Source organism: Mucilaginibacter sp. UR6-1, assembly GCF_020880975.1.
Classification (GTDB): domain Bacteria; phylum Bacteroidota; class Bacteroidia; order Sphingobacteriales; family Sphingobacteriaceae; genus Mucilaginibacter.
Window position 1 is genome coordinate 778,440 of record NZ_JAJIWP010000003.1, and the last position, 18,558, is coordinate 796,997.

Consider the following 18,558-nt stretch of genomic DNA (forward strand, 5'->3'; position numbering starts at 1 on the left):
GTGGTTGTTGAGAAAATGCGTGATGTTGAAATGTAATTTATTGATTAACAGTTACCCAGCCTGTTTCCTGGTTATCCTTTACCAGATAGTAATTTTTATAGGCTCCAAGTATGGCTACTTTATTGCCTGCTGCCAGTTGGCGTATGCCCGGGGCGTTGGCGGTGTCGGGCCTGTCAAGCAAAGGCTGCGCGTTTTTTAAGGTTATGGTACGCAGGGTATTAATATCTGTAACGCCTTTACTGCTGATGTAGCCGTTCAATCCGTCGGGCAAATGTACCTTATACCATGAGCTTGCCGCGGCCTCAACGGTAAGTACCGTGTTTTTGGGCACATCAATCAAAAAGGTACCCTTATCAGTAGGGGCATTATATATTTTGTTAGAGGTGTTGGCTGTACGTACGGTAGCATTCAGGTTGTTTAACGCCGCTGTTAAAGCGGCAGGTTCGCTTATTTTCCGGTCAACAAACGCCAGCGGATCAATAGCCCCGCCCGAGGTATATATGCCAAAGTGCAGGTGCGATGGCGTATAACGCGCGTTGCCGGTATTGCCTACCAGGCCAATGGTATCGCCGGGCTTTAACGTTTGTCCGTTTTGCACCAGTTGGCTATCCAGGTGTGCGTAATACAATGTGTAATCCTTTCCATCGGGCCTAAAAAATATCACCTTGCCGCCCAGGTTGTTGTTGGTAACATTGTTTACCGTACCGGCCGCGGCCGCTATGGCTGGTGTGCCCTTCGGGGCAAAAATATCAATACCCTCGTGCCTGCGGTTCCCGGCATCGCGGCCGGCACCCCAAAAACTGCCTATATGAGGTTTTCCGACTGCCGATACCGGGAAACCAAGCGACGGCCCGTCGGTAATGGTTAAGGTGTATTCCCCGCTGATCAGCAGTTCGGGTTGCAGCCTGAGCAGGTAATTGCCATCGCGTTTTATTTCATATTCAAGCGGCTTGCCGGTGGTATCAGCAAAGGCTATACGTTTGGTTTCATTACCGTTAATTTCAAACAGATCAGCATAAATATTAATGTTAAGCGGTTTTTTGGTTATGCTGATGCTGAGTTTTTTACCACGCTTAGCGGTAAAGCGCAAAGCGGTACCGCCAGCCTTATCGGCGGCGAAATAGCCCGTTTCTCTGTATGGTATGGTAACATCAAGCGGCTTGGCAATTACCTCGTCGGCCTTAACCAGCCACCGGCTGCCCATGGCGGTACGGTCAAGCCCGGCATCTTTCAGCCTTTGCCCGTAAGCCTCATGCGGCGATTGCTTTTTGAAGATAGCGATGCCGCCCCTGTCACTGCAAGCGCTGAGTGTTATTAATAAGCATACCATCGCAATGATGCCGCGCAACTGTATTTTCATCCCCTTGATATTATTGAAGTAGTAACTTTTGGGGGAGGTTAAAGTTTGAAGAGGATTGCTTAATTAACCCCTCCCTAACCCTCCCAAGGGAGGGAAACTCTAAAAAATAATTCCCTCCCCTGGGAGGGTTAGGGAGGGGTTAGTAAACTATTGATTGCTTCGTACCTCGCAATGACGCGGTTATATTACACTTGTCATTTCGAGCGATAGCGAGAAATCTGCACGCGTTCAATTGCCAAGCGACAGATTTCTCCTCGTACCGGTCAAAATGACAAGATAAATTTTGTTTTTAACTCCCTCTCCTTTAGGAGAGGGCCGGGGTGAGGCTAAAGCTTCAACAACTTTAAATCTTCCGGCGTATCAATGGCGTGGGTTTCCAGTTCTGTTTCGGCAACCTTTATGCGGTAGCCGTTCTCTATCCAGCGGAGTTGTTCGAGTTTTTCGGCGGTTTCGAGTGATGATAGGGGGAGTTTGGTTATTTGCTGCAGTACATCGGCACGATAGCCGTATATGCCTATGTGTTTAAAATAAGTATGAAATTCCAGCCAGTTTTCGGGCTGCTCGCCACGCAGGTGTGGCAGGGGCGAACGCGAAAAATAGATGGCCTCGGATAGTTTGTTGATAACCACCTTGGGCGAGTTGGTATTCAGTAATTCCTGCGTTGTTTTTATGCGTTTGATGAGCGTGGCTATCTGCGTTTGCGCGTTATCAAAGCAATGCGCCAGCTTGCTGATCTGTTCCGGGTCTATATACGGCTCATCACCCTGAATGTTAATGATTACCTCGTATTCCGGGTGCTGTAAAGCTACCTCGGCGCAGCGGTCTGTACCGCTTTGGTGGTCGGCACCGGTCATGATGGCTTGCCCGCCAAAAGCGATAACATGATCGAATATGCGCTCATCGTCTGTAGCAACTATCACAGCGGAAAGGTCAATACATTTAGATGCCTGCTCGTAAACACGCTGTATCATGCTCTTACCCGCGATGTCAACCAATGGCTTGCCCGGAAAACGGCTCGACGCGTAACGTGCAGGTATTATACCGAGAACAGAGCCCCTCCCGGCTTCCCCTAAAGGGGAGGAGATATTTTGCATATTTGATATATCGCTCATTATATATTGTAGTTACTCAAGTCCCCCTTCAGGGGGATTTAGGGGGCTGTGGCTTGTTATTTTAAAACAACCCGTGTATCTCCCTCTCGATCATTTGCACAATAGTAGCCATGTCCTCAGTGTTGTTGGCAAAGTCGAGGTTATCCTTATCCAGTATCAGCAATTTACCCAGGTCATAGCCGTTTATCCATTTCTGGTATTTTTCGTTCAGTTTTGAAAGGTAATCCAGCCTGATGCCGCTTTCGTACTCGCGACCGCGTCGTTGTATATTGTTCACCAACGTAGGTACCGATGCTTTTAAATATACCAGCAGGTCGGGCGGTTTAATAAACGAGGTAATATTATCAAATATGGAGCGGTAGTTTTCATAATCGCGCGAGGTCATCAGGCCCATATCGTGCAGGTTCTCGGCAAAAATAAAGGCGTCCTCGTAAATGGTACGGTCCTGTATCACATTGCGGCCGCTTTTTTGTATCTCCATTATCTGGCGGTAGCGGCTGTTCAAAAAGTAGATCTGCAGGTTAAAGCTCCAGCGCTTCATATCGCTGTAAAAATCTTCAAGGTAAGGGTTATTGTCAACCGCCTCAAAAAGTGGTTCCCAGCCATAATTTTTTGCCAGCATTTCGGTGAGGGTAGTTTTACCGGCACCTATGTTTCCTACAATAGCAATGTGCATGTGTGGTGTATGTTGTTAATAGTTCATGGTTGATAGTTCATAGTGAATGTTTGCGGCCATGAACCATTATCCATTTGCTATGAACCATTAAATATACACCAACAACCCTTAACTGTCAAAAAAGTTGTGAGGTGTTGCGTATAAGTACTCCTGTTTACGGGAATGTTTGCCCGGGTGTTAGAATTTTCTGAAACCGATGATCTCGCGCACCTCGCGGATGGTTCTGCCGGCGCTTTCGCGGGCCTTTTCGGCACCCAAACTGGCCACACGGCTAAGATAAACGCTATCGCCGGCAATATCGTTTATGCGTTCGCGGATCGGCGCTGTAGCATTTACCATATCCTCGGCAAGCTGCTTTTTAAGGTCGCCGTAACGCACCTGCATCGTGTTATACAGGTTGTCAAAATGCTTGTATGTATCCTCGGTTGATACCACTTTCATCAAATCGAACAGGTTTTGTATTTCCTGTGGTTTTTCCTGGTTCTCAACGGTGGGGCCACTGTCAGTAACGGCGCGCATTACTTTTTTGCGGATCACCTCAGGCGTGTCAGACAGATAAACGGCATTGCCCTCACCTTCTGATTTGCCCATTTTGCCCTTACCATCCAACCCCGGAATTTTTACAAGGTTGCTGCCATAAGTAAAGGCATATGGCTCAGGAAAATAATCATTATTATACAGCCTGTTAAAACGGTTGCCAAAGGTGCGTGCCATTTCAAGGTGCTGCTCCTGATCTTTACCCACAGGTACCTTAGTGGCTTTATGGATGATGATATCCGCCGCCATTAATACCGGGTAGGTAAGCAGGCCGGCATTTACGTTATCAGGCTGCGCGCGTACTTTATCTTTAAAGGATGTGCTGCGTTCCAGCTCGCCCAGGTAAGCGTTCATATTAAGATACAGGTACAATTCGGCAACCTCGGGCACGTCTGATTGTACATAAATGGTAGCTTTCTCCGGATCAATGCCAGCGGCAAGATATTCTACCAGTACCTGTTTTACATTGTTATGCAGGTTGGCAGGGGTTGGGTGCGTGGTTAGCGAGTGCAGGTCGGCAATAAAAAAGTAGCAGTTATACTCATGCTGCATCTTTATAAAATTCTGTATCGCACCGTAATAATTGCCTAAATGTAAATTTCCGGTAGACCGTATACCACTAACAACTGTTTCCATAGGGGCGAAAGTAAGAATTTTTATATTTTTGGCACCGATGAAAATGTTTTTGAGAAAGGCCCACGCCAGATTTTACCGGTACAGCGTAGGCTTTTTTTACTTCGTTTTCTGGCCTTTGCTTTATTATTTATCCCGTAAACCCGAGCGTTATTTTAATATGAATAAAGTGCGCCGCGCCTGGGGTTTCATCAGTTCGCTGGTAGCGGGTATTACTTACAATATCGATCTGGAACAAAAGATTGACTGGAGCCGTACCTACATCATTTGCCCTAACCATACCTCAAATTTGGATATTACGGCCATGAGCATCGCCATAAAAAACAATATTTGTTTTATGGGTAAGGATGAGTTGCTGGATGGCCTGGTTACCGGGCTTTTTTTTCGCACCATTGATATACCGGTAAACCGCGAAAGCAAAATGTCATCATTCCGCGCCTTCAAGGCTACTGCCGAGCGTTTGCAGAAGGGCGTTACCATGATCATTTTTCCCGAAGGTACCATACCTGATATTTATCCGCCCGAGATGATCTCCTTTAAAAACGGTCCGTTCAGGCTGGCTATTGAGCATAAAATACCCATCATCCCGGTAACATCACTCAACACCTGGAAAATTTTATGGGACGACGGACTTAAATATGGCAGTAAACCGGGCGTTTGTAATATATTTGTACATAAGCCTGTTGAAACGGCACATTTAACCATTGATGATACCGATGCCCTGCGCGATCAGGTGCACAGCATCATTCAACAAAAACTGCATACCGCATGACCATTGATAAAGATACCGTTGACAAAATAGCACACCTTGCCCGCCTTGAACTGGCTGATACTGAAAAAGAGGAACTGATGAAGGACATGAGCCAGATACTCGACTTTATGGCCAAACTGAACGAGGTTGATACGGCTGGCGTTGAGCCGCTGGTGTATATGACCACCGAAGACAATGTGCTGCGTGAGGACGTGGTAAAACAGGAAATAACCACCGAGCAAGCCCTGCTTAACGCGCCTAAGCATGATGAAAGCCACTTTTTGGTAGCTAAGGTAATTGAGCGGTAGTTCTTTAGTCCGAAAGTAGGTAAAACGGAAAGTCCGGAAGTAAAGAGTTCTTATAGAAACTTTCGGTTTTACGGACTTCCCAACTTTCTGACTTTACTTGTAACAATTCCACCCTAACCACAGTCAAACCAATAAAAACGCATGCAGCCACTTATTACCCTTAAAGATATAGGCCGTAAATATGTTATCGGTACCGAGGTTATTCACGCGCTGAAATCAGTTTCGTTGAGTATCAACAAGGGCGAGTTTGTGGCTTTGATGGGGCCTTCGGGTTCGGGTAAGTCAACATTGATGAATATTCTGGGCTGTTTGGATACCCCAACCAAGGGCGAATATATACTGAACGGCATTAACGTAAGCCACATGACGGATGATGACCTGGCCGAGGTACGCAACGCCGAGATCGGGTTTGTTTTTCAAACATTTAACTTGCTGCCCCGCAATACCTCGCTCGAGAATGTGGCCCTGCCGCTGGTTTATGCCGGCATCAGTAAAACCGACAGGCTGGCCCGCGCGCATAAAGCGCTGGATAATGTAGGCCTTGGCCACAGGGTTGATCACCGGCCTAATGAGCTTTCGGGCGGGCAGCGTCAGCGCGTAGCCGTAGCCAGGGCACTCATCAACAATCCATCAATTATTTTGGCCGATGAGCCCACCGGTAACCTTGATACCAAAACCTCTATCGAGATAATGGGCCTGATTGAGGATATACACGCCAAAGGCAACACCATTATACTGGTAACGCACGAGGAGGATATAGCACAGCACGCGCACCGTATTGTACGTATGCGCGATGGGCTGATTGAAAAGGATTATGAAAACCCCGATATACATACCGTATCAAAAGAACGGGAAGTATTATAAAAACAAAAGAGCCGCTTTTCGTAGCGGCTCTTTCTTTTTAGTAACTTTTCTCCATACTCACTTATACTCGGTGATACCGTCTTGCCATTCTTTCAGGTAGCCACACATAAGCGTTTTTTAAACAATGTGCGCAAAAAAAGCGGCGGATAGGTAAGAAAAACAATAGCGCTCCGAGAGGATTGGTTTTGCTCTCGAAATGATAAGGTGCGCCACATGTGCACCTTAACGTTGATTTTTCGATTTTCATAAAAAAATTAGATAATAAACACAGCCCGGCCACATTACTATGGCAAAGCTTCATACTCACAATATATTCCTCAGTTATAATTTAGGTTTTTATGTATTTGGTGCTACATAATAACGCTGTATTAAAGCAAATTTTCGGCCAATTGTTTCGATGTGAATTTTAACGATGTTTAAGGTGTTGATTTACAGTTATAAAAAATTATCTATAATGTAACAGGGTGGGGTTAGTGTACTGGCTAATATAAACTCTGTGTTAACAAAATAATGCAACTTGTAATACACTAAGTGTATTAAATTGATATTAACATGCTTATAAGCGCTTAAAAATCCTATTTTTAGCGCCGCTAAAATTGATGCAGCAAGATCAGTTTTTCGATCAATAATTAACGTAAAAATGAAAGTTTTAAAATTCGGAGGAACATCAGTAGGCAGCCCTGAAAGGATGAAAAAGCTGCTTGACATTGTTGATGCTTCTCAGCGTCAGATCGTGGTGCTTTCGGCAGTGTCGGGCACAACAAACAGTTTGGTTGAAATTGGAAAGGCATACCTTGCAGGCGACAAGCCAAAGGCAGCCTTGTTAATTGCTGCATTAAAGGATAAGTACCAGTTTTTTATACAGGAGCTTTTTGCCGGTGAGCAATACCTGGCACAGGGTAAAGAGGTGATTGATTACCATTTTAACCTGCTTAGCGGCCTGGCTAATGATCTGTTTACCAATATCGAAGAAAAAGTAATATTGGCACAAGGCGAACTGCTGTCAACCACGCTGTACCATGTTTATCTTAAAGAGATAGGCGTACCATCGGTACTGCTGCCTGCGCTTGATTTTATGAAGATAGATGAGGATAACGAGCCCGTGGTTGATTACATTACCTCGCACCTTACCCCGCTGCTTGAAAAACATCCGGAGAATAACCTGTTCATCACCCAGGGTTATATTTGCCGCAACAGCTTTGGCGAAATTGATAACCTGCGCCGTGGCGGCAGTGATTATACCGCATCACTTATAGGGGCGGGCATACGCAGCGAGGAAGTGCAGATATGGACAGATATTGACGGTATGCACAATAACGACCCGCGCATTGTTAAAGGTACGCAGCCCATCGCTCAGCTATCATTTGACGAGGCTGCCGAGCTGGCCTATTTTGGCGCTAAAATATTGCACCCGCAAAGCGTTTTCCCGGCGCAGCGGTATAAAATACCTGTACGTTTGCTGAACACCATGGATCCGCAGGCAAAGGGTACCCTGATCACTAACGAGAGCGAAAAGAACAAGATAAAATCAATTGCCGCCAAGGATGATATTACGGCCATCCGTATACAATCAACCCGAATGCTGCTGGCATATGGTTTTTTAAGGCGCGTTTTTGAGGTATTTGAGCGTTATAAAACCTCTATCGATATGATCACTACCTCAGAAGTGGCCGTATCATTAACCATTGACGATACTACTTATATAAAAGATATTGAGGCCGAGCTTACTACATTTGGCAGTGTTGAGATTGAAAAGCATCAAACCATTATATGTGTAGTAGGTGATTTTGGTACCGATAAGCATGGTTATGCCGCGCGCGTACTTGAGGCTATTAAGCATATTCCGCTGAGGATGATATCATACGGCGGCAGCGAGCACAACCTGTCGTTACTGGTAAAAACTGATGAAAAAACAGAAGCGCTGCGCAGTTTGCATAGTCGCTTATTTTAATGGCTGTTAATGTATAGCCTGTTTAAGCAGGTAAATAATTTGATAGATAAGATGTTTAACGATAATGTTATAAACCGTTTCCGGGGTTTGGAAACACCTTTTTATTACTACGATCTGGATTTGCTGCGCCGTACGCTGGCCGCGTGCAGCCAGGCATCGGGTAAGTATGGTTTTCATGTACATTATGCCATGAAAGCCAATTTTGACGGGCAGGTTTTAAAAACCATTCAATCATACGGTTTTGGTGCCGATTGCGTGAGCGGTAACGAGGTGCTTACGGCCCTGAAGTATGGTTTTGATAAAAACAAGGTAGTATTTGCCGGTGTAGGTAAATCAGACAAAGAGATAAAAGCCTCGCTGGATGCGGATATATTCTGCTTCAACGTAGAGTCGGTGCAGGAGATGGAGGTGATCAATGAGCTGGCTGCAGCGCGAGGCAAGAAACCACGCATAGCCATCCGCATAAACCCCAATGTTGATGCGCATACCCATCATTACATTACCACCGGGCTTGATGAAAATAAGTTCGGTATAAACACCTGGCAGCTTAATGATGTTGCCGAGCAATTGCGTAAAAGCGCCAACCTCGAATTTATCGGCATACACTTTCACGTTGGTTCGCAAATTACCGATATGGAAGTGTTCAAGAGCCTTTGCATGCGCATAAACGAGATACAAACGTGGTTTGAGGACCGTGGCTTTACCATAAAAGTGCTTAACGCCGGCGGTGGTTTAGGGGTTGATTACTACAGTCCTGACAATAATAACGTGGCCGATTTTGAAAGCTACTTTAAGGTATTTCATGATTTTTTAAACGTTAAGCCGGGCCAGGAGGTGCATTTTGAGCTGGGCAGGGTACTGGTAGCGCAATCATCGGCCCTTGTATCGCGCGTGTTGTATGTTAAAAACGGGCAGCGTAAAAATTTTTTGGTGCTGGATGCCGGCATGACCGAGTTGATACGCCCCATGCTATACCAGGCCTACCACCAGATAGATAATTTAAGCCGCTCGCCTGAGAATGTTATTGACGCGGTTAAGTACGATGTGGTTGGCCCGATTTGCGAAAGTACTGACTGTTTTCGAAAGGATGTGGAGCTGCCGCAATCATACCGCGGCGATATCATAGCGGTACGTACCGCCGGCGCTTACGGGCAGGTAATGGCCTCGGGTTATAATTTGCGAGATAGTATTCAAAGCGTGTATTCTGAATAGGCTATAGGCTGCTTTAGCGGTTGTAAACAATCACGGCAACGTCAGCTAATGGCCATGCGTTAAATTGATTGCCGCATTGCCAAATATTATGTATACCTTGCGCGCTTTAATAACAATACAATGCAAAAACAAGGAACAGTAAAATTCTTCAATGTAACAAAAGGTTTCGGCTTTATAGTGCCTGACAATGGCGAGCAAGAAATTTTTGTACATTCAACCGGCCTTATCGATGAGATACAGGAGAACGACAAAGTGGAGTTCGAGGTTGAGAACGGCCGTAAAGGCTTGAATGCGGTAAAAGTAAAAGTTATATAATAATATATATTTTTTATTGATCGTCTACAAAAGCACCGGTATGTTACCGGTGCTTTTTTTATGCCAGTAACCAGGCGGCTAAAGCACCTGCGAGTGTAGCCAAAAAGTTTACCATATTGTTGCCCAGGCGATGCTTGCGTTCAAGCACGGCGCCTAATAGCGAGTCGGTTAAATTGCCGGTCAGGCCGCTCAGGGTCAGCACGGCAAAGCTCCATCCCCAGCCAAAATATATAGCATATACAGCGGCTATCACCATGCTTGCGGCAATGCCCAGCAGTGTGCCCTCAAGGCTTATTACCCCGTCAAGCCCGCGCGCGTCCTTTTTAAGGGTAATAATGTTATAAAATTTACGGCCATATACCATCCCCAGTTCGCTTGATGCCGTATCGCCGGATGCTGTGGCGAAAGCGGCGGCTATCATCATTGTAAACAGCGTTTTGTATCCGGGCAATAATAGTATTAGTATGGCCAATATTGCTGCCATACCGCTATTGGCCAGTACCTGCCGGGAATCACGCGGGGCATTAATATTATCGGCCCCGGTTTGCTGCTTTAATGCTTTTTTGTGCGATGTAACCGCCGTACCGATGATGAAGAATACCGTCATCAGCATAACCCCTGTAAAACCGCCCGCGGCAAACAGCAGCAAAGCCACCACAACGCCGGTAAGGGCTGCCAAAGGGGTAAGCTTGTGTTTAATAAGGGCAAAGGTAACACCCGCTGTAAGTAACGCCGCCAGTAAAAGGTATGAAGTGGTGTTGTTCATGGTTAAGCATCAAATATAAATTATTTACTTTGCCACTTAATATGAGCGATATTTTAGGACAGGCTATACATAATTACTACCACGGCGATAAAACCAGCAAGCTTTGGATATATAACCGCTATGGCCCAAGGGAGGAGATGCCCGTGAAAACCTATTTCAGGGGCGAGGATGATATGCCCGATCTGGAATGGTGCGCGCTTAACAGATGTGAGGGTACCGTGCTTGATATTGGTGCAGGTGCGGGCAGCCATAGTTTGGTTTTGCAACAATGGGGTACAGAGGTAACCGCACTCGAGATATCTCCGCTTGCCGCGGAGGTAATAACCGGCAGGGGGGTACGCAATGTATTGCAGGCGGATATTTTTACTTATGCCGACAGGAAGTTCGACACGCTTTTACTGCTGATGAACGGTATTGGCCTTGCCGCCAGCCTGGATGGCATGCGCCGTTTTTTGCGCCATGCCAAAACTTTGCTTAATGATGGCGGGCAATTGTTGTTTGATTCGTCTGACGTGAGTTACCTGTATGCCGATGGCTTGCCTGATGACGGGTATTATGGTGAGATATGGTACCAATACGCTTATAAAGGGCAGCGTACCGATTGGTTTAGCTGGCTTTATGTTGATGAACAAACCATGCTTAAAATTGCCGCCGAAGAAGGCTGGAATACCGAGGTGATTTTTGAGGATGAATATGGCCAATACCTCACCCGGCTTACTTTAAATAGTTGATTGTAAGTAAACGGCAATTAACTTTAACTTAACGTAAAAAACCATTCCCTTTAATTAAAATGTATTTTTTTTTATATTTAATTACGTAAAAGCCAGTTACCTTCACGCAAGCGACCCTGATAAACACTTTACTATTGCTGCAAGATGCCAAATAAATTGCCGGCCTTAATTGGGCGATTGATAGGCGAGCGCACGGCTTTTGTACTGGAGCAGCGTATTTTTCATACCATCTGCACGGTAACGCTGTTAGCGCTTTTCCTTAATACTATTGTCAATTATTTTCTGGATATGCCTTACCTGGCCATGCTTATGGTGGCAGGTATTGCGCTTGTATCAATAGCCTATTATTTATCAAGGTACCGCAGGCTTTTTAGCAGCAGTATCGTTATTTATAATATTTTCAGCAACTGCCTGCTTATAGCCAATTTTTTCAATAATTCGGGCACGCAGGGGCCTACCATGCTTATTTTTTTATTAGCCTGTTTTATCAATATATCGGTAGTGCCTAAAAAGCAGTATTGGTTTTGGATAAGCATCAACATTATTATTATGCTTACGCTGATAGGGCTGGAGTATTTTGATGCCGACCTTGCCCCGGTCAGCTATCCCGACAGGGAAAGCCGCTTTATTGATATGATGTATTCATACCTGGTAATTGCCATCATTATATCGATAGTTACCACCTATGTTAGGCGGAGCTATAATTTTGAGCGTTTACAGGTAGAGCATAAGGCCGATGAACTGGAGCAGGCCAATATTACCAAAAACAAGCTGTTCTCCATACTCGCGCATGACCTTCGCGCACCACTGAGCTCCATACAAAACTACCTGGAGATACTGTCTGAACTAAAGCTGGATGAAAGCGAGCGTATGTCTATCAAAAAGGAATTGCTCAATACCACCCAAAATACGCAGAAAATGCTGTCGAACCTGCTGATGTGGACTAAATCGCAAATGGAAGGTGTTACCGTTAACCTGGCAACCGTTAAATTGAGCGATGTGCTGCAAACCACTTTGCAGATACAAAAGAATGAGGCGCAGCATAAAGGTATTACCCTGGTTAATAACCTACAGGATGACGCCCTTGTGGTTGCCGACCCGGATATGTTGCAGCTTATTGTACGCAACCTTGTAAATAACGCCATTAAGTTCAGTAAAACGGGTGGCGAGATAGAGGTGCGATCGGCCTATGAAGACGGTGAATGCTGTATCAGCATAATTGATAAGGGCATAGGCATACCCGCCGAGCAGCAGGCTGAAGTATTCTCGATACGCGGACGATCAACCTATGGTACACGTAACGAAAAAGGGGTGGGCCTTGGCTTGTTGCTGTGCAAGGAGTTTGCCGAGCTACAGGGTGGCAAAATATGGTTTTCAAGTGAGCCGGGCAAAGGTACTACCTTTTGCCTCGGCCTAAAGGTTCACAGCGGCGATAGCTTTATAAAAAGCGATCTGCAGGCCGCCGCAAACGTTAATTAAATATCCTGTTATTTTAAGATAGCCTTGGTAGCGCCGTATCCAAATTTTTCTTTTCGGGCATCCATAAACGTTTGCACCTTATTGTTGCGGCCCAGCGCTTTATGTAGTTCGTGCCTTAAAATACCATTGCCCGCGCCGTGTATAAATACAATCTCAGGCAGTTGATGAACAATGGCCGCGTCAAGCTTTTTGTTAAAATGGTCAAGCTGTATCTTCAAAATTTCGGCACTGCCTAAAAAGTGATGGTCGTCGCGCAGTTTTTCAATATGCAGGTCAACCTCGTTATCGGGTTTGCCTATAATCTCAGTCTTTTCTTCGGCGGTCTTAAAAAAGCTTTCCTTTAGTTTACCGGCATCAATTACCAGTTCATCCTCATCAAGCCTGAACAGCCAGCCCTGCGCGCCGGTTACGGGCAGCTTTTGTTTGGCACCGGCAAAATCCTTTGCCTTAAATTTTTCGGTATACACCAATGGTGCCGGTGGCTGCACGTTTTGCGTGGTATGGTAAATAATGCCGAAACTTAGTTTAGGCCAAACCTGCAGATCAGCCAACTGCGCCGAATAAACCTGTATGCTTGATCTGGGTTGTAAAATGCCGGCATACTCACCCTTGAATTGCTTGTCGCGTTCGGTATGCAGCGAAACCAATAGTTGAAACGAGGTAGTATTTATCAGTTGAAAATGCGCTACCGAGCTGGCACGTGTATCGGGCACGGCGGCAAGATATATCCCTCTGCTTATAAATTCACCGGCAGGCATCACTACGGTTTCAGCAATTTTGGTATTGCTGTTATTTTCGGCATCCATGTGCCCGTATACTGATGTTACCTTGCTGGCCATTACGGGTATCTCAAAACCATCATCGCCGGTAACACCTATCATCTGTTCATCAATAATACGGGTAACGTAGCCTTCCAGCTTTTCATCAATAAAACGTACAAAATCGCCTAACTTATGCTTCATGCCTCAAAGTTACGGCATCGGGGTCAATAAGTAACATCCTGCCGTCATTTACTCAGGCGTATATTTATTTCCAAATAAAATAAGTGGCTTAACTTATAAGGTAAAAAGCAAGCTAATTGCAGTGAATAGTGCGTTTTATGTTTTTTAAGTATAATTTTGATGTACGCTTACTAAGTATCTATCACAAATATTTTATGACAATAGTGCCTGCCAAACAGCCCGAGAACGAGGTTTTTTTTAAACTGTTTGTACATAACCTTAACCGGCTGTACTTTGGCAAATGTTATCTTGCAGGTAAAATAGACGATCTGATCACGCTGGCCTCAATTAAATCGCTTAAATTGGGTTTAGAAGAGTTTGCCGATGATATTAAACGGGAGATAGACAGGATGGAGGTGATATACAGCATCATTGGCGAAAAGCCGTCTGACGCGAACTGTAACCCGATAAAATCTATTGTTCGTGATAATTTTTGTTTGGATGAGCCGCAAGATATGCCGGTAATAGTTGATACCGATATTATACTGTATTTACAGATGCTGGAACACATCAACATTAGTGCCTGCCGGATGCTTAAACTACTTGCCGACAAGCTTGAACATGCCGATGTAAAACAATTGCTTGTGGAGTGTTTTGACGAGGCCGTTGATAACGATGGCCTGTTTGAGCTGATCGCCAAAGAGTATCTGGGTGTTGAATAATTAAGCGTTAATGAGCGGTATAAATCAAAAGTTACCCATACTTTATGACTTTTTGGTAGACAATTATTCAGTACTTAAAGCTGAATTAGTTGATCTAATCCATCACCCGGAAAAAATTGATGATACAAATAAATTCGCTTCATTGTTAGCCGAGCTTAACAGCCCTGATTTTGTTGAACCCTTGCTGCAAAAAATTAATCACTCCATCGATACTGATGTATGGCGTGCTGATTTTATGTATGCTGCTATTGAGATCATCGATAACATAGATCAGGATTTTGACATTCCTGCCGGGTTAATGGAGAACTTGATTGATTGGCTTTTAAACAATACCGGCGAACTGGCATGGAAAGCCGCATCACTATTAAAATATAATGAGAGCGAACAAGCTAACGAAGGCCGGTTGCAAAAACTGCAAAGTTATGATAGCTTTTTCTTAGTATATGTAGAATGTATATTAGGCTTATTGCGAAGTAGTGAGGGCAAATATATTGACGTTATCAGGCAAATAGCCAATGACCCTGACCGGGCTAAGGAACTTAAAGAATTCTGTGAAGAGGTACTTGAAAAATATGATGATAGCATATAATTGAAATACCTAACTTGCATTAAATTTAGCTGACCTCATACACTATGCTTAAAAAATTACTCATTACTACGCTGCTTGGCGCTGCGGTTTGCCAAACCCAGGCGCAAAGCCTCTACATGCCGCGCGATATTAAGGCGGCCTTTGCCAAACAAACCCGCTCGCCTGATGGTAAGCCCGGTAAAAATTACTGGCAAAACCGCGGCCGTTACAACATTACCGTAACGGTTGACCCTGCAACACGCAACGTTAAAGGTACCGAGCAGATTACCTACATTAACAACAGCCCGGATACGCTACGCTTGTTAAACCTGAAATTTATACTGAACACGCACCGCCCCGGTGCCGCCCGCTTTTCGGCAACCCAGGCTGATTACCTGACCGAGGGTATCCAGGTGGATAAGATGCAAATAAACGGTAGTACACAAAAGTGGAACAACGCGCCATCAGGCACCAACCGCGGCGTACGTTTAGCTAAACCGCTAAACCCGGGCGATTCGCTGAAGCTGGATATTGACTGGCATTTCCAGGCATCGGTACAAAGCGGCCGGGAAGGGATGCTCAACCCGTCAACCATGTTCCTGGCGTATTTTTATCCGCGTATAGCCGTGTATGATGATTACAATGGCTGGGACACCCTGGAGTTTTTAGACGCGCAGGAGTTTTACAACGATTTTAACGACTATACCCTTAACGTAAAAGCCCCAAAGAATTTTATAGTTTGGGCTACCGGCACCCTGCAAAATGCCAAGCAGGTACTACAGCCTGAGTATTACAAGCGCCTGCAAAAATCATTCACAAGCGACTCGACCATCCATATCGCTACGGCTGATGACATTGCCAAAAAGAAAGTAACCGCGCAGAACGACCTGAACACCTGGACGTGGACCTGCACCAATATTAGCGATGTGGCCCTGGCCGTAAGCGATAATTATGTGTGGGATGCCGCCAGCGTAATCGTTGACCCGAAAACCAAGCGCCGTGCCAGTATGCAGGCCGCCTTTGCCGATTCGGCTGCTGATTTTCATAAAGTGGTGCAATTTGGCCGCCATACCTTGAGCTGGTTATCGCAAAACTGGCCGGGCGTACCTTATCCGTTCCCTAAAATGACATCAGTAATGGGTTTTGCCGATATGGAATACCCGATGATGTGTAACGACAGCCATACCGATAGTTTTGATTTTACCCAGTTTGTGCAGGATCACGAAGTTGCCCATACCTATATGCCGTTTTACATGGGTATAAATGAAAGCCGCTATGCCTTTATGGACGAGGGCTGGGCAACCACCTTTGAATTGCTGATAGGCACGGCCGAGTTTGGCAAACAAAAGGCCGAAAGCCTGTTCAAGCAGTTTCGTGTGGCAGGCTGGATCAACAACAAATCAACTTTTCAGGATCTGCCCATTATCACCCCATCCAGCGAGTTGCGCATGGGTTATGGCAATAATGCTTACGGCAAACCAGCGCTAAGTCATTTAGCGTTGAAGGATATGCTGGGCGATGAGCTGTTTAAAAAAGCGCTGCATGGCTATATGGATCGCTGGAATGGCAAACACCCAATTCCGTGGGATTACTTTAACTCCATGAGCAATGTATCAGGCCAGGATCTTACTTGGTTCTTTAACAACTGGTACTTTACCAATTACTACATCGATCTGGCTATACAGGGCGTTAACAAAGCTGATGGCGGCTACAGCCTCGCGGTACAAAACGTAGGGGGCTTCGCGGTACCGTTTGATGTTAAGATCACTTATGCCGATGGCAGTACCGAAAGCGTGCATCAAACTGCCGCTGTTTGGAAGGCAGATCAAAAACAGGCTTCGATAGCCCTTAAAACAAACAAAGCCATACAAAGCGTAACGCTTGATGGCGGCATATTTATGGATGCTACCGTTAAGGATAACACCTTTAAACTATAACAGCAGCAACTGTAAAATAAAAAACCCGGCCGGTAAATGGTCGGGTTTTTTATTTATATGGTTAACGTTATGAGTTTTGTATAGCGTTGTTCCAGTTGTTGGCGGTATCTTTAACGGCACCTTTGGCTTCACCGGCATATTCGCTGCCTTTAGCTTTTGCGGTATCTGCAAGCGTGTCGGTATAGTCAGATACGTTTTCGCTAACGTGCTGAAATTTTGATTTAGCACGGTCAACAATATCATTGCTGTAATCTTTTACAGTTGATGCTGCCTTGCTTGCTTTCTCTTTGGTAGTTTCAAGCAGGTCGCTAAAATAATCAGCAATTTCATCACGGGTTGCTTTACCGCTATCCGGTGCCAGCAATAATGCTGCTGCCGCACCTGCTGCTGCGCCTATTAATAACGCGGCAACTAATTTTGATTGATCTTTCATGTCTTTCCTTCCTTTTTATAGATGATTCTAAGGTCTAACAAAATAGGATAGCGCTGGTTTAGATTATTTTATAAAAAGTTAAATACAGTAAATTGACTTGCCATAAATAAAATTAGATTTGTTAAAGGTGATCATGCTAATTGCACTCTGTTGACCATCCCGTATTGACCCGGTCAGCCTTTAATTGTACATTTGTATATTAATTCAATATAGATTGATGTCTGAAGAACTTGAACACGTAAAGTGCCTTATTATAGGCTCTGGTCCGGCGGGATATACTGCCGCTATATATGCCGCCCGTGCCGATCTTAAACCGGTATTATACACAGGTATGCTTGCCGGCGGCCAGCTTACCCAAACTACCGAGGTAGAAAATTATCCCGGTTATCCCGAAGGTATTTTGGGCCCCGAGATGATGCAGAACTTTGAAAAGCAGGCATCACGTTTGGGTACCGATATCCGTTTTGGTTATGTAAGTTCGGTTGATTTTGCAAGCTTGCCGCATAAAGTGGTGGTTGACGAAAGCAAAACCATCCTTGCCGATACGGTTATCATTTCAACCGGTGCATCGGCAAAATGGCTGGGTTTGGAGTCTGAACAAAAATATAACGGCTTTGGCGTATCTGCCTGTGCCGTGTGCGATGGTTTCTTTTTCCGCGGGCAGGATGTAGTCATAGTAGGTGCCGGTGATACCGCTGCCGAAGAAGCTACTTACCTCGCTAAACTTTGCCGCAAGGTATACATGATCGTTCGCCGCGACGAATTCCGTGCCTCAAAGGCAATGGTTCACCGCGTATTGAATACGCCTAACATCGAAGTATTGTACAATACCGAAACCAAGGAGATACTGGGCGATGGCCAGACAGTGAACGCTGTTAAGGTGATCAACAACCAAACCAACGAGGAAACCAACCTTGACGTTACAGGCTTTTTTGTTGCTATCGGCCACCACCCGAATACCGAGATCTTTCGCGGATGGATCAACATGGACGAAACAGGCTACATCATCACCAAGCCCGATTCATCTGAAACTAATATTGAAGGTGTATTTGCCTGCGGCGATGCGCAGGATCATATTTACCGCCAGGCTATTACCGCCGCCGGTTCAGGATGTATGGCCGCCATTGATGCCGAGCGCTACCTGGCTGCTAAGGAGCACGTAGTAACCGCTTAATATCACATAAGTAAAAATACAGCAAGGCCATGTTCATTAATTTGAATATGGCTTTTTGCTTATATGGCAATATTTTAACCCGAATCTC

At 45.2% G+C, this 18,558-nt stretch carries 19 protein-coding genes; 12 read left to right on the plus strand and 7 right to left on the minus strand.

The genetic code is table 11. The annotated features are described in order from the left end of the window. Positions 1-37: 37 nt before the first annotated feature. The 4 genes from LJ707_RS13970 to trpS all read right to left on the minus strand — a co-directional run bounded on the left by LJ707_RS13970 (position 38) and on the right by trpS (position 4,321). Complete coding sequence (locus LJ707_RS13970; RefSeq protein WP_228951984.1) at positions 38-1,360, minus strand: M23 family metallopeptidase; 1,323 nt, start codon at positions 1,358-1,360, stop codon at positions 38-40. A gap of 326 nt (positions 1,361-1,686) precedes the next feature. Further along, positions 1,687-2,454, minus strand: a complete 768-nt coding sequence (gene kdsB, locus LJ707_RS13975) for a 3-deoxy-manno-octulosonate cytidylyltransferase (protein WP_228952534.1) — start codon at positions 2,452-2,454, stop codon at positions 1,687-1,689. 79 nt (positions 2,455-2,533) lie between these two features. Next, positions 2,534-3,148 (minus strand): deoxynucleoside kinase, encoded by a 615-nt coding sequence (locus tag LJ707_RS13980; protein ID WP_228951986.1) that lies wholly within the window; start codon positions 3,146-3,148, stop codon positions 2,534-2,536. A gap of 177 nt (positions 3,149-3,325) precedes the next feature. Continuing rightward, complete coding sequence (trpS, locus tag LJ707_RS13985; protein WP_228951988.1) at positions 3,326-4,321, minus strand: tryptophan--tRNA ligase; 996 nt, start codon at positions 4,319-4,321, stop codon at positions 3,326-3,328. A gap of 157 nt (positions 4,322-4,478) precedes the next feature. On the opposite strand from trpS, the gene LJ707_RS13990 reads away from it, so the two are divergent. The 6 genes from LJ707_RS13990 to LJ707_RS14015 all read left to right on the plus strand — a co-directional run bounded on the left by LJ707_RS13990 (position 4,479) and on the right by LJ707_RS14015 (position 9,719). Then, entirely contained in the window at positions 4,479-5,090 is a 612-nt protein-coding gene (locus tag LJ707_RS13990) for a 1-acyl-sn-glycerol-3-phosphate acyltransferase (RefSeq protein ID WP_228951989.1), read from the plus strand. Next, a complete protein-coding gene (gene gatC / locus LJ707_RS13995) occupies positions 5,087-5,377 on the plus strand; it encodes an Asp-tRNA(Asn)/Glu-tRNA(Gln) amidotransferase subunit GatC (protein WP_228951990.1) in 291 nt (96 codons plus the stop codon). The genes LJ707_RS13990 and gatC overlap by 4 nt, the downstream gene beginning before the upstream one ends. Positions 5,378-5,518: 141 nt before the next feature. After that, complete coding sequence (locus tag LJ707_RS14000) at positions 5,519-6,241, plus strand: ABC transporter ATP-binding protein (protein WP_228951991.1); 723 nt, start codon at positions 5,519-5,521, stop codon at positions 6,239-6,241. A gap of 640 nt (positions 6,242-6,881) precedes the next feature. After that, positions 6,882-8,192 carry an aspartate kinase gene (locus tag LJ707_RS14005; protein WP_228951992.1) on the plus strand — a complete coding sequence of 437 codons (1,311 nt, stop codon included), beginning with the start codon at positions 6,882-6,884 and terminating at the stop codon, positions 8,190-8,192. A 51-nt stretch (positions 8,193-8,243) separates the two neighbouring features. Further along, positions 8,244-9,404 (plus strand): diaminopimelate decarboxylase, encoded by a 1,161-nt coding sequence (gene lysA / locus LJ707_RS14010; RefSeq protein WP_228952536.1) that lies wholly within the window; start codon positions 8,244-8,246, stop codon positions 9,402-9,404. A gap of 120 nt (positions 9,405-9,524) precedes the next feature. Then, a complete protein-coding gene (locus tag LJ707_RS14015) occupies positions 9,525-9,719 on the plus strand; it encodes a cold-shock protein (protein ID WP_228951993.1) in 195 nt (64 codons plus the stop codon). A 58-nt stretch (positions 9,720-9,777) separates the two neighbouring features. On the opposite strand, the gene LJ707_RS14020 is transcribed toward LJ707_RS14015, so the two are convergent. Then, positions 9,778-10,485 (minus strand): DUF92 domain-containing protein, encoded by a 708-nt coding sequence (locus LJ707_RS14020; RefSeq protein ID WP_228951994.1) that lies wholly within the window; start codon positions 10,483-10,485, stop codon positions 9,778-9,780. A 41-nt stretch (positions 10,486-10,526) separates the two neighbouring features. Between LJ707_RS14020 and LJ707_RS14025 the strand changes: the two genes are divergently transcribed. Both LJ707_RS14025 and LJ707_RS14030 read left to right on the plus strand, forming a co-directional pair. Further along, a complete protein-coding gene (locus tag LJ707_RS14025) occupies positions 10,527-11,216 on the plus strand; it encodes a bifunctional 2-polyprenyl-6-hydroxyphenol methylase/3-demethylubiquinol 3-O-methyltransferase UbiG (protein ID WP_228951995.1) in 690 nt (229 codons plus the stop codon). A gap of 144 nt (positions 11,217-11,360) precedes the next feature. Beyond that, positions 11,361-12,695, plus strand: a complete 1,335-nt coding sequence (locus tag LJ707_RS14030; protein ID WP_228951996.1) for a sensor histidine kinase KdpD — start codon at positions 11,361-11,363, stop codon at positions 12,693-12,695. Between the two features lie 8 nt (positions 12,696-12,703). On the opposite strand, the gene LJ707_RS14035 is transcribed toward LJ707_RS14030, so the two are convergent. After that, the gene (locus LJ707_RS14035) at positions 12,704-13,657 is read right to left on the minus strand and encodes a Smr/MutS family protein (protein ID WP_228951997.1); all 954 of its coding nucleotides are present in this window, start codon (positions 13,655-13,657) and stop codon (positions 12,704-12,706) included. 194 nt (positions 13,658-13,851) lie between these two features. Here LJ707_RS14035 and LJ707_RS14040 point away from each other — a divergent pair, with 194 nt between their 5' ends. Genes LJ707_RS14040 through LJ707_RS14050 form a run of 3 tightly spaced genes read left to right on the plus strand, consistent with a single transcriptional unit; the run spans position 13,852 to position 16,863 of the window. Continuing rightward, a complete protein-coding gene (locus LJ707_RS14040) occupies positions 13,852-14,358 on the plus strand; it encodes a DUF892 family protein (protein ID WP_228951998.1) in 507 nt (168 codons plus the stop codon). 10 nt (positions 14,359-14,368) lie between these two features. After that, complete coding sequence (locus tag LJ707_RS14045) at positions 14,369-14,947, plus strand: hypothetical protein (RefSeq protein ID WP_228952001.1); 579 nt, start codon at positions 14,369-14,371, stop codon at positions 14,945-14,947. Between the two features lie 44 nt (positions 14,948-14,991). Further along, positions 14,992-16,863: a M1 family metallopeptidase gene (locus LJ707_RS14050; protein WP_228952003.1), complete on the plus strand. Its 1,872-nt coding sequence runs from the start codon at positions 14,992-14,994 to the stop codon at positions 16,861-16,863. 67 nt (positions 16,864-16,930) lie between these two features. Here LJ707_RS14050 and LJ707_RS14055 read toward each other — a convergent pair whose 3' ends face one another. Continuing rightward, positions 16,931-17,296 carry a YtxH domain-containing protein gene (locus tag LJ707_RS14055; protein ID WP_228952005.1) on the minus strand — a complete coding sequence of 122 codons (366 nt, stop codon included), beginning with the start codon at positions 17,294-17,296 and terminating at the stop codon, positions 16,931-16,933. A 217-nt stretch (positions 17,297-17,513) separates the two neighbouring features. Between LJ707_RS14055 and trxB the strand changes: the two genes are divergently transcribed. Further along, complete coding sequence (gene trxB, locus LJ707_RS14060) at positions 17,514-18,470, plus strand: thioredoxin-disulfide reductase (RefSeq protein WP_228952007.1); 957 nt, start codon at positions 17,514-17,516, stop codon at positions 18,468-18,470. The last annotated feature ends 88 nt before the right edge of the window (positions 18,471-18,558 follow it).

Excerpts from the sequence above, each read along its gene's own strand:
- LJ707_RS14015 (WP_228951993.1), top strand. The coding sequence starts at position 9,525 with ATGCAAAAACAAGGAACAGTAAAATTCTTCAATGTAACAAAAGGTTTC.
- LJ707_RS14055 (WP_228952005.1), bottom strand. The coding sequence starts at position 17,296 with ATGAAAGATCAATCAAAATTAGTTGCCGCGTTATTAATAGGCGCAGCA.
- LJ707_RS13980 (WP_228951986.1), bottom strand. The coding sequence starts at position 3,148 with ATGCACATTGCTATTGTAGGAAACATAGGTGCCGGTAAAACTACCCTC.
- LJ707_RS14020 (WP_228951994.1), bottom strand. The coding sequence starts at position 10,485 with ATGAACAACACCACTTCATACCTTTTACTGGCGGCGTTACTTACAGCG.
- LJ707_RS14030 (WP_228951996.1), top strand. The coding sequence starts at position 11,361 with ATGCCAAATAAATTGCCGGCCTTAATTGGGCGATTGATAGGCGAGCGC.
- LJ707_RS13990 (WP_228951989.1), top strand. The coding sequence starts at position 4,479 with ATGAATAAAGTGCGCCGCGCCTGGGGTTTCATCAGTTCGCTGGTAGCG.
- kdsB (WP_228952534.1), bottom strand. The coding sequence starts at position 2,454 with ATGCAAAATATCTCCTCCCCTTTAGGGGAAGCCGGGAGGGGCTCTGTT.
- LJ707_RS14025 (WP_228951995.1), top strand. The coding sequence starts at position 10,527 with ATGAGCGATATTTTAGGACAGGCTATACATAATTACTACCACGGCGAT.
- LJ707_RS14045 (WP_228952001.1), top strand. The coding sequence starts at position 14,369 with ATGAGCGGTATAAATCAAAAGTTACCCATACTTTATGACTTTTTGGTA.
- LJ707_RS14005 (WP_228951992.1), top strand. The coding sequence starts at position 6,882 with ATGAAAGTTTTAAAATTCGGAGGAACATCAGTAGGCAGCCCTGAAAGG.
- LJ707_RS14035 (WP_228951997.1), bottom strand. The coding sequence starts at position 13,657 with ATGAAGCATAAGTTAGGCGATTTTGTACGTTTTATTGATGAAAAGCTG.
- gatC (WP_228951990.1), top strand. The coding sequence starts at position 5,087 with ATGACCATTGATAAAGATACCGTTGACAAAATAGCACACCTTGCCCGC.
- lysA (WP_228952536.1), top strand. The coding sequence starts at position 8,244 with ATGTTTAACGATAATGTTATAAACCGTTTCCGGGGTTTGGAAACACCT.
- LJ707_RS13970 (WP_228951984.1), bottom strand. The coding sequence starts at position 1,360 with ATGAAAATACAGTTGCGCGGCATCATTGCGATGGTATGCTTATTAATA.
- LJ707_RS14050 (WP_228952003.1), top strand. The coding sequence starts at position 14,992 with ATGCTTAAAAAATTACTCATTACTACGCTGCTTGGCGCTGCGGTTTGC.
- LJ707_RS14000 (WP_228951991.1), top strand. The coding sequence starts at position 5,519 with ATGCAGCCACTTATTACCCTTAAAGATATAGGCCGTAAATATGTTATC.
- LJ707_RS14040 (WP_228951998.1), top strand. The coding sequence starts at position 13,852 with ATGACAATAGTGCCTGCCAAACAGCCCGAGAACGAGGTTTTTTTTAAA.
- trxB (WP_228952007.1), top strand. The coding sequence starts at position 17,514 with ATGTCTGAAGAACTTGAACACGTAAAGTGCCTTATTATAGGCTCTGGT.
- trpS (WP_228951988.1), bottom strand. The coding sequence starts at position 4,321 with ATGGAAACAGTTGTTAGTGGTATACGGTCTACCGGAAATTTACATTTA.